The organism is Sphingobacterium allocomposti (genome assembly GCF_008124885.1).
In the GTDB taxonomy this organism is placed as follows: Bacteria; Bacteroidota; Bacteroidia; order Sphingobacteriales; family Sphingobacteriaceae; genus Sphingobacterium; species Sphingobacterium allocomposti.
On the sequence record NZ_VNHX01000031.1, the window covers coordinates 1 to 16,083 of the forward strand.

General features: G+C 45.8%; 16 protein-coding genes. 3 read left to right on the forward strand and 13 right to left on the reverse strand.

The features are described from left to right. Window positions 1-312: 312 nt before the first annotated feature. The 9 genes from atpG to BC792_RS18765 form a co-directional block, all read right to left on the reverse strand. Window positions 313-1,197 carry an ATP synthase F1 subunit gamma gene (atpG, locus tag BC792_RS17020; protein WP_148910225.1) on the reverse strand — a complete coding sequence of 295 codons (885 nt, stop codon included), beginning with the start codon at window positions 1,195-1,197 and terminating at the stop codon, window positions 313-315. A 91-nt stretch (window positions 1,198-1,288) separates the two neighbouring features. Next, complete coding sequence (atpA, locus tag BC792_RS17025; RefSeq protein WP_148910226.1) at window positions 1,289-2,863, reverse strand: F0F1 ATP synthase subunit alpha; 1,575 nt, start codon at window positions 2,861-2,863, stop codon at window positions 1,289-1,291. A 52-nt stretch (window positions 2,864-2,915) separates the two neighbouring features. Further along, window positions 2,916-3,461 (reverse strand): F0F1 ATP synthase subunit delta, encoded by a 546-nt coding sequence (locus BC792_RS17030; RefSeq protein WP_148910227.1) that lies wholly within the window; start codon window positions 3,459-3,461, stop codon window positions 2,916-2,918. Window positions 3,462-3,582: 121 nt separating this feature from the next. After that, complete coding sequence (locus tag BC792_RS17035) at window positions 3,583-4,083, reverse strand: F0F1 ATP synthase subunit B (protein ID WP_148910228.1); 501 nt, start codon at window positions 4,081-4,083, stop codon at window positions 3,583-3,585. 101 nt (window positions 4,084-4,184) lie between these two features. After that, the gene (atpE, locus tag BC792_RS17040) at window positions 4,185-4,373 is read right to left on the reverse strand and encodes an ATP synthase F0 subunit C (protein ID WP_028070619.1); all 189 of its coding nucleotides are present in this window, start codon (window positions 4,371-4,373) and stop codon (window positions 4,185-4,187) included. Window positions 4,374-4,409: 36 nt separating this feature from the next. Then, a complete protein-coding gene (atpB, locus tag BC792_RS17045) occupies window positions 4,410-5,474 on the reverse strand; it encodes a F0F1 ATP synthase subunit A (protein ID WP_246155171.1) in 1,065 nt (354 codons plus the stop codon). Between the two features lie 114 nt (window positions 5,475-5,588). Beyond that, entirely contained in the window at window positions 5,589-5,993 is a 405-nt protein-coding gene (locus tag BC792_RS17050) for a hypothetical protein (protein ID WP_148910230.1), read from the reverse strand. Next, on the reverse strand, window positions 5,986-6,213 hold the full coding sequence (locus BC792_RS17055; protein WP_148910231.1) for an AtpZ/AtpI family protein: 228 nt from the start codon (window positions 6,211-6,213) through the stop codon (window positions 5,986-5,988). The genes BC792_RS17050 and BC792_RS17055 overlap by 8 nt, the downstream gene beginning before the upstream one ends. 105 nt (window positions 6,214-6,318) lie before the next feature. Then, entirely contained in the window at window positions 6,319-8,541 is a 2,223-nt protein-coding gene (locus tag BC792_RS18765) for a helix-turn-helix domain-containing protein (protein WP_148910232.1), read from the reverse strand. Window positions 8,542-8,697: 156 nt separating this feature from the next. Between BC792_RS18765 and BC792_RS17065 the strand changes: the two genes are divergently transcribed. Further along, entirely contained in the window at window positions 8,698-9,201 is a 504-nt protein-coding gene (locus BC792_RS17065; protein WP_148910233.1) for a cupin domain-containing protein, read from the forward strand. Between the two features lie 471 nt (window positions 9,202-9,672). Here the strand turns inward: BC792_RS17065 and BC792_RS17070 are convergent, their stop codons facing one another. Further along, window positions 9,673-10,230, reverse strand: coding sequence for an REP-associated tyrosine transposase (locus tag BC792_RS17070; RefSeq protein ID WP_246155173.1), 558 nt, complete (start codon window positions 10,228-10,230; stop codon window positions 9,673-9,675). A gap of 189 nt (window positions 10,231-10,419) precedes the next feature. On the opposite strand from BC792_RS17070, the gene BC792_RS17075 reads away from it, so the two are divergent. Both BC792_RS17075 and purU read left to right on the forward strand, forming a co-directional pair. After that, window positions 10,420-12,279 carry a DNA topoisomerase IV subunit B gene (locus BC792_RS17075; protein ID WP_148910234.1) on the forward strand — a complete coding sequence of 620 codons (1,860 nt, stop codon included), beginning with the start codon at window positions 10,420-10,422 and terminating at the stop codon, window positions 12,277-12,279. Between the two features lie 171 nt (window positions 12,280-12,450). Next, window positions 12,451-13,293 (forward strand): formyltetrahydrofolate deformylase, encoded by an 843-nt coding sequence (gene purU / locus BC792_RS17080; protein WP_148910235.1) that lies wholly within the window; start codon window positions 12,451-12,453, stop codon window positions 13,291-13,293. 280 nt (window positions 13,294-13,573) lie between these two features. On the opposite strand, the gene BC792_RS17085 is transcribed toward purU, so the two are convergent. The 3 genes from BC792_RS17085 to BC792_RS17095 form a co-directional block, all read right to left on the reverse strand. Further along, window positions 13,574-14,482, reverse strand: coding sequence for a class I SAM-dependent methyltransferase (locus BC792_RS17085; RefSeq protein ID WP_425262457.1), 909 nt, complete (start codon window positions 14,480-14,482; stop codon window positions 13,574-13,576). Between the two features lie 103 nt (window positions 14,483-14,585). Then, window positions 14,586-15,341, reverse strand: coding sequence for an ABC transporter ATP-binding protein (locus tag BC792_RS17090; RefSeq protein WP_148910236.1), 756 nt, complete (start codon window positions 15,339-15,341; stop codon window positions 14,586-14,588). A 5-nt stretch (window positions 15,342-15,346) separates the two neighbouring features. Continuing rightward, window positions 15,347-16,081 carry an MlaE family ABC transporter permease gene (locus tag BC792_RS17095; RefSeq protein WP_148910237.1) on the reverse strand — a complete coding sequence of 245 codons (735 nt, stop codon included), beginning with the start codon at window positions 16,079-16,081 and terminating at the stop codon, window positions 15,347-15,349. Between the last annotated feature and the right edge of the window lie 2 nt (window positions 16,082-16,083).

Consider the following 16,083-nt stretch of genomic DNA (forward strand, 5'->3'; position numbering starts at 1 on the left):
ATGGTCGAAAAAACTCCTGAAACAACTTTCTCCGGACCAAACGACGAACCTAAATACAATAATCCGCTTATTTTATGACCAGTCATGGATAAATTGCCCATATCAACCGCTGGCGGCCTAGGCTAATCTCCTAAAACCATTACAGACCACAAGCCCATAATAAAACTAAAGAAGGCGCCCTTTTTAGACGCCTTCTTTTTTAGTTATTTCTCCGTGTTCCGGAGAATGTTATGACGAAATCGTTTATCCCTTGTGGAAGACGTGTCCCCCGTGGGAGCTAGCCGCTTCCGTGGATCACCGGCCAGAAAATACTTAGCCGTTTGACAGTGCTGCCGCGCCTGACACGATCTCGGTTAACTCCGTCGTGATAGCAGCCTGGCGGGCCTGGTTATACGATAACTTCAATGATCTTAACAAATCACCGGCGTTCTCGGTAGCCTTATCCATTGCTGTCATCCGCGCGCCGTGTTCCGAAGCGTTAGAATCTAAAACTGCCTTATACAGCTGGGTCTTAATAGCTTTGGGGATCAATTCCTCAATAATCTTCTCTTTGGAAGGTTCGATGATATAATCAACTTCCGAGGTTGCCGCTGTTGCATCCTGCTCTGCCGGAAGCAACGGTAAAAGTTGCTCCGATGTCAACACCTGCATCGCCGCGTTGCGGAACTGGTTGTAGACTACCTCGACCCTATCTATATTACCCGACTTGAATTCTTCCATCACGAATTCGGCAACCTTTGACACGTTAAGGAAATTCAGATCACTATACAGCTCGTTATGGTTGCCAACCACCTGGAAGCCTCTTCTCTGAAAGAAATCATGTCCGCGTTTACCTATTGCGAGAATACTTAAATTGCCGCGGGCATGTTGTTCGGCGTATTTGCTAAAAATCAGGTTGTTCGCCGTTTTTATAGCATTCGCATTAAATGCTCCAGCCAGCCCCCTGTTTGATGTTAATACGATGATCAAGACCTTTGTCGGTACACGATCTTGTGTATAAGGAGAATCGCTTCCTTCAACAGAAGCAGAAACTTGAGCTAAAATATCTCTTAGCTTATTGGCATAGGGACGTAGTTGTACAATAGCATTTGTCGCCCGCTTCAATTTAGCCGCAGCAACCATCTTCATCGCCTTGGTAATTTGCTGCGTCGACGTAACCGAGCTGATCCGGTTTCTTACTTCTTTTAAATTTGCCATATTTAAGATTGGAGATAGGAGATCTGAGACATGAGATTTAAGAAATCTATCAAAGACATCTCAAATCTCAAATCTATCATCTCACATCTGATTAATATTTTGCTGCGATCTCTTTAGCTACTTTTTCCAACACATCTGTCAACTCGTCGCTAAATTTGCCGGCTTTTAATGCTGCCAGCACCTCTGGATGACGAGCTTCCAATTGTGTCAGATATTCTTCCTCAAACTGACGCACTTTATTGACAGGAACAGCACGTAGTAAGCCTTTGGTACCTGCGTAAATGATAGCAACCTGCTTCTCTACCGGTACCGGCGAATATTGACCTTGTTTCAGGATCTCCACGTTACGTACACCTTTATCGAGTACCGCTTTGGTAGCAGCGTCCAAATCCGAACCGAATTTTGCGAAAGCTTCCAGCTCGCGGAACTGAGCCTGATCCAATTTTAACGTACCCGATACTTTCTTCATTGACTTAATCTGTGCGTTACCACCAACGCGGGATACCGAAATACCGACGTTGATTGCGGGACGGATACCTGCGTTGAATAGGTTTGACTCCAAGAAGATCTGTCCGTCGGTGATGGAAATCACGTTCGTAGGAATATAAGCGGAAACGTCTCCGGCTTGCGTCTCGATAATCGGAAGGGCTGTCAATGAACCGCCTCCCTTTACCAGGTGTTTAATAGACGCTGGCAAGTCGTTCATATTGCGGGCGATCTCGTCGGATGCGTTAATTTTAGCTGCGCGCTCTAACAAGCGTGAGTGCAGATAGAACACGTCTCCAGGGTAAGCCTCACGGCCAGGAGGACGACGCAATAACAATGACACCTCACGATAGGCGACAGCTTGCTTAGATAAGTCGTCATACACAATAAGTGCAGGGCGTCCTGTATCGCGGAAGAACTCACCGATAGCAGCTCCCGCCATTGGCGCATAGAACTGCATTGGTGCTGGCTCTGAAGCAGACGCGGCAACAACAACGGTATATGGCAGAGCACCTTTCTCCTCCAGAACGCGGACGATGTTCGCCACCGTCGAGTTTTTCTGTCCTACAGCTACATATATACAGAAGACAGGCTCGCCTGCATCGTAAAATTCTTTCTGATTTAATATCGTATCAATACAAACCGCTGTTTTACCGGTCTGGCGGTCACCAATAACCAACTCACGTTGACCACGTCCCACAGGAATCATCGCATCGATAGCCTTAATACCTGTTTGTAATGGTTCAGTTACCGGCTGACGATAAATTACCCCTGGAGCCTTACGTTCAATAGGCATTTCATAGGTTTCGCCTGCGATAGGTCCCTTACCGTCGATAGGTTGGCCAAGTGTATTCACTACACGCCCCAACATACCTTCACCCACTTTAATCGAAGCAATACGATTTGTGCGTTTGGCAGTATCTCCTTCTTTAATCTCGTCTGAAGGGCCCAAAAGAACGACACCGACGTTGTCTTCTTCCAGGTTTAATACAATACCTTCCAAACCGTTATCAAATTCAACCAACTCACCGGACTGAACTTTAGTTAAGCCGTAAATACGAGCAATACCGTCACCCACGGTGAGTACGGTACCCACTTCCTCGAGTTCGGCTTCTGATTTAAAGCCCGACAATTGCTCTCTTAGAATCGCCGAAACTTCATCTGGTCTTACCTCTATCATTGTTATTATTATAAGGGGTTTTTGATTTTATTTACCATCCAACATCAAGGTATTATACACCTTGATTTACAAAAAACTTCTCTAGTTTATTCAGCTTTCCTGCGATACTCGCATCGACCTGCCTGTCGCCTATACGTACCACAAATCCTCCGATTAACGAGGGGTCGACCGTATTGGTCAATACCACCTGCGCGTTGATCTCGTTCGCGATTTTCGAAGCAAGGTTGTTTAGGTTGTTCTCAGACAATGCCGTCGCAGATACCACAGTCGCTTTAACGATTCCTTTCGCCTCGTTGTATTCGCGGATGAACTCCTGTGCGATGTCTAACAGAAGATCTCCACGGCCCTTCTTTACCAAAATAGAAAAGAAAGATAAGATCAATGGATTAACCTTCCCGTCAAACAGTGCTGTCAAAATTGCATATTTTTTGTCCGCGCTGATGATTGGATTCTTCAGAACTGTCTGCAATTGCGAATTGGCTTGAATAACAGCAATAATCTGCTCTATATCGGCTTTTACAGCGTCCACATTGCCCTGCTCCTGCGAAAGCCCAAGAAGTGACTTTGCGTATCTGGATGCGACTGTATAGATTGACATTGTATTAAATTATCTTTGATGAGCTCGCTAAAGCTCGGTTAAAAAGTAAAAACTAAAAAAGTCAAAAAAGTGTGCAGTTCGCAGGAAAGATCGCTGACCACTGACTACTGATAACTGACCACTAATTCAATTTGACATCCTTCAAAAGGTCGGCCACAAAAGCATCCTGCTTTCCTTGATCCTCGAACTCTTTCGTCAACACCTTACGCGCAATGTCTAAAGAGAGAGAGGAAACCTGATTCTTCACCTCGGCAAGAGCCTTATTTTTCTGATCCTCTATCTCGCGCTTGGCCTGCTCCAAAATCTTCTGACTAGACTCCTGAGCCTCATGCTTAGCATCTGCGACGATTTTATCTTTCAACACTTTTGCTTCTTTTAAGATCTCGTCACGCTCAGCACGCGCTTCCTTCAACAACTGCTCGTTTTCGTTGGTTAACCGGGCCATCTCCAGCTTAGCTTTTTCCGCCGAAGCCAGTGCATCAGAAATACCTTTTTCCCTTTCCTCCAACGCATTTACAATAGGCTTCCATGCGAACTTACCCAATATAAAGATAACAATCAATAAAATGATAAGTTGCCAGAAGAACAAGCCGTACGAAAACTGATTAATTAATGCATCCATTGTCTATGTAGTCTATAATAATATGAAATGTTACTTTGTTCCATCAAAAAGCACCGCTTGCAACCAACCGTTGCAAAGGGTGCTTTGTACGGTACATTGGATTATTTACCTAGGATTAAAGCACCGAATGCTAAACCTTCTACTAGGGCACCAATGATGATCATCGCAGTTTGAATTTTAGATGCGGCTTCTGGCTGACGTGCGATAGCTTCCATTGCAGAACCACCGATTTTACCTAAACCTAAACCTGCACCGATTACGATTAAACCTGCTCCAATTAAATTGTACATAGTGATTAATTTATAAAATTTGACAAAAAATTCGAATTAATGATGCGCGTGCTCTTCGACAGCCATCCCGATGAACAAGGAAGAAAGCATGGTAAAGATAAACGCCTGTAAAAATGCGACCAACAGCTCCAAAAAGGTGAGTATTAACGTTAACACGAGTGAAACACCTATACTACCGGGAACTGTCAATTGCTGCTGAAATAAGTACACAATAGCAATCAGCCCCATTACTACGGAGTGGCCCGCCGTGATGTTCGCAAACAACCTCAACATCAACGAAAACGGCTTCGTAAACATACCTAACACCTCGATTGGCGCTAGCACAAATTTGAATGGAACGGGAACACCCGGCATCCAAAAAATATGTTTCCAATAGTCTTTATTTCCCTTAACATTGGTGATGATAAACGTGAACAGCGCAAGGCATAACGTTACTGTGATGTTACCTGTCACATTAAAACCGAGGGGTGTCAAACCCAATAGGTTTAATACAAAAATCAAAAAGAAAACAGACAGCAGGTACGGCATAAACTCTTTGTAACGGTGCCCGATGTTTGGAATGGCCATCTCGTCGCGCACATAAAGAACCAAAGGCTCTAATACACGTCCTAATCCAGTAGGAAGGGCGTTCGGCCCCTTTTTGTATGTCTTGGCTAAACTTAAGAATCCCCAGAAGAGTAATAATGTCGCCAGAAGCAGCCCTACAACATTCTTCGTTATCGAAAAATCCAAAGGCTTCTCGTTGGTAGGATGATGGTGTTCGTCATAAGTCAGCGTACCGTCGGCCCCCGTTTTATAGATCTTTCCATGATACAGCACATAGTGCTGACCATCTTTTTCAACAACAGCCTCCCCGTGGTGAAATTCAGCAGAAGAAAACACTTTCAAACCGTTATCAATTAAGATAACCGGCAGTGGAAAGCCGTAATGCTTCCCGGCATTCTTATCTGTAAACAACGAAAAATAATGATCGTCCTGTAAGTGATGCTGACTATACTCTTGAATTTCCTCGGCCTGAGATTTGGGCGCTTCCGCATGACCATCCTCAGCAGCAACAAGGGTAAAGGGGGCAACAGCAAATAAGACTACTGCAAATAACAAAAGTGTTCTTTTAAGACTCACCATTTTCGACTTACTATTGAATGATAAAAAATTTTGCGCAAAAATACAACTTTATTTGGCATTTATTAACATTTGTTAGAACTTTTTATGAAATTACTTTTCAACACCCCTTACCTCTTGATTTACAAGCAGATACGCTACGTAAACATCGTACAATAAAAAGATAAAAAAGGACACTAAAAAATTCAATTCCAGGAAGTCGTTTGCAAACACGTTTAGCCCTTCCCGGATAAAAACATACGAAGCTATTGCTTTGAGCAAGACGCACGCCAGAAATACAAAACTGATGTATTTTTTTAATGCAAAATCTGCCGCACATAGAAGCAGGCTAACGATCAGCGAAGCTATACCTCCAAACACATATAAGCCGGTCAGTGTATAGGTCGTCTGCTGCCACAGTGCATCCAACCCCGTCATTCGTAACACGCCAAAATGCAGACCGTAACCAATCCCTCCAGCCAACAACAACAGCAGCCATATTTTCAGGTACCTACTCATTTTTATTTAGATAATTGACTTGTTTTATAAACTGATACATGGACACCGCCACCCCCAACATCGTCAGCCCCTTCATCCACCACTGTCCGCTCACGGCATAATATCTGTCGAGCCACGCTCCCAACCGATAGAAAAGATAAATGGTTATGCCCATCTGTATGGGCATAGACGTAAAGACGAGCCACTTATTTTTTTGATTGCCTCCCCCATTCTTTTTCATTGGCACCAATATAAAAGGATTCAAAGATAGGATTTTATGTGTAAAAAATGCACGGACTCTCCACAAGCCATCCGTGCACGCCCTGCGGAGCGTCCGTGATGCGGACTAAGATTCCTCCAGTTCCATCACGCGCTGCCCTATTTTAATATCAGGATAGTCGAAATCGGACCCTAAAAGAACTTTCAATTCTGAAGATGACTTTCCGGGATTGTCACGGATAACCTGCAGCACCTTATCCAACTTATCCGGTGCTATCAGATCGGTGGCCTCCACTTCGGTACCGACATAGTGGATAAGATGTCCGTAAATCGTGCCGACAACCATATCTCTCTTCTTGGCGATCTCGTCGATCCCCAGCCCATCTAAAAACATATCCAGAGAAATAGCTTTCGTGTCCTTGGTTGCATTATCGTCGTCTGCTTCTTTAATACCGTTGTCCTTGGCTTTCTCCTGCTGACCTACTAAGTGAACCGCTTCAGAAAGATCTCCCTCCCTGGTAAGGATATCGGCTATGGTAAGACAATGTGAAAGCTGATCCTTTTTGCGGCGGAAGTCCAGCAGCAACGAACGTAGCTCATCGACATATTTCTTGGTCCGCTTTTTTACCTTCCACTCATCCAGATGATCCTGCGTTGGGAGTAGCACTCTATCGTTAAACTGAGGCAGGAACCAGTTGACGGCCGATTTTGTCCGCTCGCAGATCTTCTGGTAGTCCAGCTGCTCCTTGTCCTGCAAAAGTACATACAACTGGGTGATAAATTTATTTCCGACCTTTTCCTGCTCGCGAAGTACCTCAGACAGGCCGTGTATAAAATCGGAAGCTTTCTCCTTGCCTTCGATATTCCGTTTTACAAACGCCTCTTTTAACTCATCTACCTGCTCGACCAACGAATTCCAGCGGAAACTTTGCAGCAGAATCTGGCCAAGGTATTGCCGCTGGCAGCGTTCCAGAATTTTCGACGTCTCATCCGCAGAAGCCATGCGGTTCATAAAGTCTACCACCTGAAAATCTGTCCGGATGGCATGCAACGGAATTTTCGACCGTAGAACCAGTCCGCCGAGTCCGGTGAGCCTACTCAGGGCAACATAAACCTGCCCCGCGGCAAAAGATGTTCCCGCATCGATAATCGCTTTATCAAAGGTGAGCCCCTGACTCTTGTGGATAGTAATCGCCCACGCCAACCGCAACGGAAACTGCGAAAAGGTACCCAGAACCTCCTCTTCGATCTTATCTTCGCCCTTATTATACTTGTAGCGTATATTTTCCCACGTCTCTCTTCGCACAACAACATCTTCTGAGCCATCCGGAAACCCTACCACTACCTGATGCCGATCTAAATTTAGCTCTTTGACAACACCGATCTTCCCGTTGAAGTACTTCCTATCCTCCCCGCTATCATTTTTAATAAACATCACCTGGGCACCAGTCTTCAGGGGCAATACTTCTTCGGCCGGAAAAGACGATTGTTGAAATTCGTCCTTCACGACGGCACGCACGTTGTGCATGACGCCAGGCAACCGCGCCAGCTCATTCTGATTGATGGCGTCTGCCAGCTTGTTATGGGAGGTCAGCGTTATATATTGCTCGCCTTCAGGAGCTGAGAATCCCTCCCTATAGTGCGCATTCAGCGTGTCCAGGTCGGCCTGCGTACACTTGTTATTCCGGATATTATTGAGCAGCCCGATAAAATCGGCATCATTCTGACGGTATATCTTGTTGAGCTCCAGCAACACCGGAGGGTGCTCACGGAGAACTTTGGCATCGAAGAAGAAAGGGCTGCTGTAGTGGTCGCGGAGCACCTGCCACTCCTGCTCCCGAACAACGGGAGGAAGCTGGTATAGATCGCCGATAAACAACATCTGAACGCCCCCGAATGGACGCATATCGCGGCGGACAGATTTTAAAATAACGTCTATAGCATCTAACGTATCGGCCCGCACCATGGAAACCTCATCAATAACCAACAGCTCTAATTCCTGCAAAATTGCCCGACGCTGCTTGGTAAGCTTAATCGTCGAAAACAGCCGGCTTTTGTTATAAATGTGGCTGTCCTGTTCGTCCCACTTCAGCGGATAGTCTTCGATGAACGTACCAAAGGGCAACCAGAACAAAGCGTGTAAGGTGGTTCCTCCAGCATTCATCGCTGCAACTCCGGTAGGAGCGGTGATAGCCATCTTCTTATGGCAGTTTTCACGGATATACTTTAGAAAAGTCGTCTTTCCCGTGCCTGCCTTACCGGTTAAAAACAAATGTTGATTGGTTTGATTGACGAACGAAACAGCCTGCATAAAGGCCAGATTTTTATCGTCAACTATTGGTTTTACCATGAATCTTCCTCTTCGTTATATAGAATACAAAGATAACAATATCTCTCGGGCAAAACCCAATTATAGGCAGGTTTATAAATACGACGCGCTTTCGGCAAGGTTTTTTTGGCGTATTTTAAAGAAAACGCTAACTTCACGACAAAAATAACGTAGACTATGGCAGAACATATTGATAAAGGCGAACTATTCAGCCAGATTGAAGAAAAGTTGAAAGCACAGGGCTTCGAAATTGACAATGTAGACCAAACCAGACCATGGGGAGGCTTCTTCGTCATCAACGAAGATCAGGCGCAGAAATTTGCAGACCAGTATTTTGATGGATTGGATGTACAAGGATTACGCATCTCGGGAAAATTGAGTCCGAAGATCCTGATTGTTGCCCCACATAAGCGTCTTTCGTGGCAGTACCACCACCGCCGCGCAGAAATATGGCGCGTTACACAGGGTGAAGTGGGCGTAGTAACCAGCGCCACCGACGTAGAAAACGAACTTAAGAGGTTGAAAGAAGGCGAATTTATCCGCCTATCGCAGGGCGAGCGACACCGCCTGATCGGTCTGGACGGATATGGCGTCGTCGCTGAAATCTGGCAGCATACCGATGCCGAAAATCCTTCTGACGAGAGCGATATTGTCCGCGTACAGGACGACTTCGGCAGATAGAGCACGATGGATTATACAAATAAACAGGCTGTCTTGATAGGCAGCCTGTTTCGTATCCAAGGTAGAGTCAGCGAAGCGGCCTCTACAGATAGAACCATAAACAGGAGTCTCAGACTCCCTTTTATCCGAAGATCCTTAGTGACGCTCCGCTTCACACTAAGGATAGTGTCGTATTTATCCACGGATCAGCCGTCTCCTCCATCCTGTCGTAGAGTCAGTGGAGTGGTATCTACCATTGTCTATCGTTCGACAGGTCATGATGACACTGTCAGGCTGAGCTCGTCGAAGCCCATCCTGTCCGTAGAGTCAGCGAAGCGGTATCTATCCATTGTCTATCGTTCGACAGGTCATGATGACACTGTCAGGCTGAGCTCGTCGAAGCCCATCCTGTCCGTAGAGTCAGCGAAGCGGTCTCTACGGATAGAACCATAAACAGGAGTCTTAGACTCCCTTTTGCTTACATGAACAGTCTTATATAAAATCTATTTTAATCAACCCCGATTCTCCGGTATAGTAGTCGAGGGCTGATGAGTAAATATATTCCTCTGCCTTCCTTACAATCCCCGCTCTTACTGGATTTTCATGCAGATACTTTATCCTCGAATCTATAATTGCATTCGAATCGCATTGAATGGGATGGTTACCTTGTTGCCAAAACTGAAATTCTCTATTTCTATTATTGTCTTCACCAGCCTTTTTAAATATCCATAACATCCATCTTTTTCGGCTTTCTCTTGGATTTTCACTTATTGCTTTAATAATGGCCACAGAGGTGTATCTTTTAAAATCGCGTAAAGTATCTGACAGACGATAAGGCTCCTGGGTTGATAAAATCAAATGCACATGATTGCTCATAATACACCAGGCATGTATTCTTAGACCTTTGTTGAGCTGGCAAAATCTGAGGCTGTCTACGACAATATCTGTATATTCTTTCCTGGTAAACACGTCAATCCATTGCACCACTGCAAAAGTGATAAAATGGATGGCATATTGATCTCTTATCGAATAACCTCGGTCACTCATCATGCTAATTTACATAATTTGTTTTTTAGAGAGTCTCAGACTCCTTTTTTATCTAAGCCCCTTAGTGACGCTCGCTTCACGCGAAGGATAGTGTTTCTGCTTGACAGCGTATTTCAAATCTCCTATGCAATTCTTCAATCAACCGGTTTTTTTATATTTTTGTTAACAAACGAAATCTATTTAAAAAACCGTATGACGACATATAACGAAGACAGTATACGTTCATTAGACTGGAAAGAACACATCCGCTTACGCCCCGGTATGTACATTGGGAAGCTAGGCGATGGGGCCGCCTACGATGATGGAATATATGTGTTATTAAAAGAGATTGTCGACAACTCTATTGATGAATTCGTCATGGGGGCAGGGAAAACCATCGACATCACCGTACATGACAACCGCGTTTCGGTACGGGACTATGGAAGGGGTATCCCCATTGGCTCTGTGGTAGACGTCGTTTCGAAAATCAATACGGGGGGTAAATACGACAGCAAGGCATTTCAGAAGTCTGTAGGTCTAAACGGCGTTGGTACCAAAGCTGTCAACGCTTTATCCAGCCAGTTTACCGTTCAGTCGTACCGGCAGGGAGTTACCCGCATTGCGCAGTTCAGCCGTGGAGAGCTTGTGAGCGACGAACAAAAAGAAACGTCACAGCGGAACGGCACCGCAATAAGCTTTTATCCAGATGACAGCATTTTCCGTAACTATAAATTCCGTATGGAATTTGTGGAAAACATGATCTGGAACTACGTGTTCTTAAACTCGGGACTAACCATAAATTTCAACGGACAGAAATACATATCCGAAAACGGGCTAAAGGACCTTCTCGAGCGGAACATCGATACCGAATCCATGCGTTATCCGATTATCCACCTGAAAGGTGAGGATATTGAGATAGCATTGACGCACGGCCAGCAGTATGGTGAGGAGTATTATTCGTTTGTGAACGGGCAGCACACCACACAAGGAGGAACACATCAGGCCGCCTTCCGGGAAGCCGTCGTCAAAACCGTACGGGAGTTCTATAAAAAGGAATACGATGCGTCAGATATACGATCTTCCATCATCGGTGCAATAGCCATCAAAGTACAGGAACCTGTTTTTGAATCGCAGACGAAAACCAAACTCGGCTCGCAGAGCATCGGTCCTGACGGGCCGACGGTGCGTACGTTCATCAACGACTTCGTTAAGAAATCGTTGGACGACTATCTTCACAAAAATCCCGAGACAGCAGACGCCCTGCTGAAACGTATCTTGCAATCGGAACGCGAACGGAAAGATATAGCCGGCATCAAAAAGCTGGCGAATGAGCGGGCAAAAAAGGCTTCTTTACACAACCGTAAGCTGCGCGACTGTAAAATACATTATACCGACAAAAACGAACGCAATCAGGAGACAACATTGTTTATCACCGAGGGAGACTCTGCCAGCGGATCCATCACGAAGTCCAGAGACGTTCAGACACAGGCGGTATTCAGTTTAAAAGGAAAACCGCTTAACTCGTATGGCATGTCGAAGAAAATCGTTTATGAAAACGAAGAGTTTAACTTGCTTCAGCATGCTTTAAACATCGAAGACGGACTGGATGGACTGCGCTACAACAACATCGTTATAGCCACCGATGCCGACGTGGATGGCATGCACATCCGGTTGCTCCTGCTGACATTCTTCCTACAGTTCTTTCCCGACCTGGTCAAGGCAGGCCATGTCTCTATTCTACAGACGCCCCTGTTCCGCGTGCGCAATAAGAAAGAGACCATTTACTGTTACTCGGACGAGGAAAGACAACGCGCCATTGCCAAGCTGGGTGGAAAACCCGAGATAACACGATTTAAAGGACTGGGGGAAATATCACCTTCAGAATTCGGCCTTTTTATCGGTAAAGACATCCGCCTTGATCCGGTTATCCTATCCAAGGAAAACAAACTCCCGCAATTGATGGAATATTACATGGGAAAAAACACACCCGAGCGGCAACGCCACATCGTCGAGAACCTTCGTATAGAAGTCGACTTGGAAGAAGAACTTGCGAAAGCAGCAGCAGCTGTCTAAAAATTTTGACTATCAAAAAAAAAGCGTCATTGCGAGGAAGCGTGACAACCGCCAAAGGCAGCGACGAAGCCAATCAATCTGCGTTTCTCGTATCGCCGGACTACCTCGCTAACTCGCAATGACACTGATATCCATCTTGTTATAGACGCTTTTTTAAAACATAAACCGACCATGCACAACCAAACCTTAATTCTTATCCAATGTCAGGACGCTGTAGGGCTTGTGGCTGTCATAGCCCGCGTTATCGCTAAGCATCAGCTCAATATCGTCACAATGCGGGAATATGTTGATGAAGAAAACCGCAAATTTTTTCTGCGCGTGGTCTGTAGCGGCCTTCCGGCCGAAGCCTCCTTACTTCAGCAAGAGCTGTTAACACACTTACCGCCCCAAGCGTTCGTCAAAATAAATCCCGCCCGTCAAAAAAAGCTCGTCGTACTCGTAACCAAAGAACATCACTGTCTGGCGGATATTTTGGTTCGGCACTTCTTCAAGACGTTAAACGCCGACGTCATGGCAGTAATCGGTAACTATGATTGTCTCAAAGATTTCACGGAGAAATTCGACATTCCCTACCACCACATCTCTCACGAAAACAAAACACGGGAAGCCTTTGAAGAGGAGCTGGCTGAACAGATTTCGGTTTATCAGCCCGATTATATTGTGCTGGCCAAATTTATGCGTATCCTTTCTCCGAAGTTTGTTGCCCTATTCGCCAATAAGCTGATCAATATACACCATTCCTTTTTACCCGCATTCATTGGTGCAAATCCTTATCGTCAAGCTTACAAACGTGGGGTAAAAATAATCGGCGCCACAGCGCACTACGTTACCAATGATCTTGATGAGGGTCCTATCATCGTTCAACGGACGAAGTCGATAAACCATAGCTACGATGTGCCGAACCTGGTGACGGCAGGTAAAGAGATTGAAAAGGCTGTACTAAGTCACGCCATTCAGCTGCTAACCGAAGACCGCGTTATGCTCCAGGGGAATAAAACGATCGTATTCGAATAATGACCACGGCCTAAGAATCTATAGGTATTATGGGCTCAGAAATTTAATAGCAATGCCAAGTAAGGCCCTTTCGAGTAGGCTTATCGGTATTAGCGTAGCGTTAGCGAAGCCGTCTCTACGGATCGGTCTATAAACAGGGAGTCTGAGACTCCCTTTTATCCTAGGATCCTTCGTGACGATCCGCTTCACACTAAGGATAGTGTTGGTTATGATGCACGCTCTAGTAATAGTGTCCGCCAGTTCTTTGTGCGCTCAAATAAGAATCGAACGCGGGCTACTATTATTTCTTAAGCTTCCGGAACTTGCCAAAGACACCCAGCGGAAGCTTTGTCCCCGCCGTTGCCTGTAGATACAGCTCGCCGATTTCAAGGTTCTGAACGACCGGAAAAGCGGTCCTTATCAGGTTCTCGACAATAACAGAAGAGAATCCTAAGGAATAGGTGTTCAATATCAGAAAATGCTCTTCCGGATCCAGCAGCTGCACCACATCCCGCATCATCTCCATAATATGATCTTCCAATTTCCACTTTTCTCCTTTTGGCCCGTGTCCGTACGCCGGCGGATCCAAAATAATACCGTTGTATTTATTGCCCCGCTTTAATTCTCTTTTGACGAATTTAAGCGCGTCTTCCACGACCCACCGGATATTATCCAGTCCCGACAGCTCCTGATTTTCGTTGGCCCATGTTACCACCTGTTTAATGGAATCGACGTGTGTGGTATCCGCACCCGCAGCCTTGGCTACGAGCGACGCTCCGCCCGTGTACGCAAAAAGGTTCAACACCTTTGGCTGAGGCGTCTTGAAGGCTTTTACCGATTCCGTTATATAGTCCCAGTTGACGGCCTGCTCCGGAAAGATCCCCACATGTTTGAACGAAGTCAACCCCAACCGAAAACCGATTCTTACATCCCGATTTGCATACGAAATATGCCAACGATCGGGCATCTTGGGGTTCTTCTTTATCCAATCTCCCGAAGTAGCGGACCGCCCCTTGAAGCGGATATGGTGCTTCTTCGTCCAATCGGCTTCTGTTAACGTTTTGGGCCAGACGGCCTGTGGTTCCGGACGGATAAGAACCATCTCGCCGAAGCGTTCAAGCTTTTCAAAATCACCGCAGTCGATGAGTTCATAATCTTCCCAATACTGAGGCGTAAGGAGCTGTATAGCGGTATTTAAAGTCAAGGTCAAAAAATCAAAGTTAAAAATATACTTGCTGCCACAGACAGATGTCCCAGCGCAGTGCTGCAAAAATAGAAACTAATAGCTTACCGGCAAAACATTTCTTCCTGCACTACTTAATCGTATTCCGGGCGGCTTTCATCAGTGGACTTGCGAAGACAAAGTTGTTTAATTCGGCTACATCGGCCTGCAACATCTCTTCGTTCGAGCCTTCCCAGAACTTCTCTCCCTTATGTAAGAAAAGAATATACTCCCCGATTCCCATCACGGAATTCATGTCATGGGTTACGACAATCGTTGTACACTGATACTCCCCTGTCAGCTCCTGGATAAGCTCGTCAATCAGAATAGAAGTCGCCGGATCGAGGCCGGAGTTCGGCTCGTCGCAAAACAAGTATTTCGGGCTCATGCTTATCGCACGTGCGATACCGACACGCTTCTTCATCCCTCCCGACAATTCCGCGGGGTAAAGCTTGTTGGTCCCCTTCAGGTTGACCCGTTCCAGACAGAAGTTGGCGCGGTCGATTTTTTCTTTCTTGCTCATATCGGTAAACATATCGAGTCCGAATACGATGTTCTGTTCGACCGTCATCGAATCGAAAAGCGCTGAATTCTGGAAAAGCATGCCGATATCGCGCCGGATGGAGACACGGTCTTCGGAATCCATCTGTGTAAACTCCTGCCGGTCGAAATACACTTTCCCCTGTTCGGGCTGGTGCAGCCCTACGATACACTTAAGGAGCGTACTTTTTCCGGATCCGGACCCCCCGATGATCAAACTGACCCTGCCGGGTTCAAAGATGGCATCAATACCCTTTAAAACGTGATTATCTCCGAACGATTTATGTATATCCTGAATCTCTATCATATATTTTAAAGCATCAATGCCGTGATGACATAATCACAGGCTAAAATTGCAATACACCCAATAACCACCGCCCGCGTTCCCGCCTGTCCGACCTCCAGCGCTCCCCCCCGCACATAAAAACCCTTATAGGCCGGTACTGACGTGATTATAAATCCGTAAATAAAAGCTTTTACAAGCGCCACGGCAACCGTAAACCCGTTGAAGCCTCCTTGAATTCCCTGTATGTAATCCGTGGGAGCAACAGCCCCTGATAATGTTCCTCCGATAAGCCCCCCCGTGATAGCACAGAAAATCGCGATGACAACCAATACTGGCATCATTACTACGCCCGCTATAATCTTAGGAAGGATCAGATATCCGGCGGCATTGATTCCCATAATCTCCAGCGCATCGATCTGCTCGGTAACCCGCATGGAGCCGATCTGCGAAGATATAGCCGATCCGACCTTGCCCATCAGCACGAGCGCGGAAATGGTAGGCCCCAATTCCAAAATGTTCGAGTCTCTATTGATCTGCCCGATAACCGCTGTCGGAATTAAATCCGAAACGAGCTGAAATGCAATCTGAAGCGTCATTACTGCGCCAATGAATGTCGAAATAATAAGGATCAGCCCCAGCGAACCCACGCCTATTTCGTTCATCTCATGAAAGATTTCCTTAACATATATCTTCCATTTTTCAGGCTTCTTAAAGACCTTCCGCAACAACAAGATATATGCTCCAAAATGATGGAAAATCATAG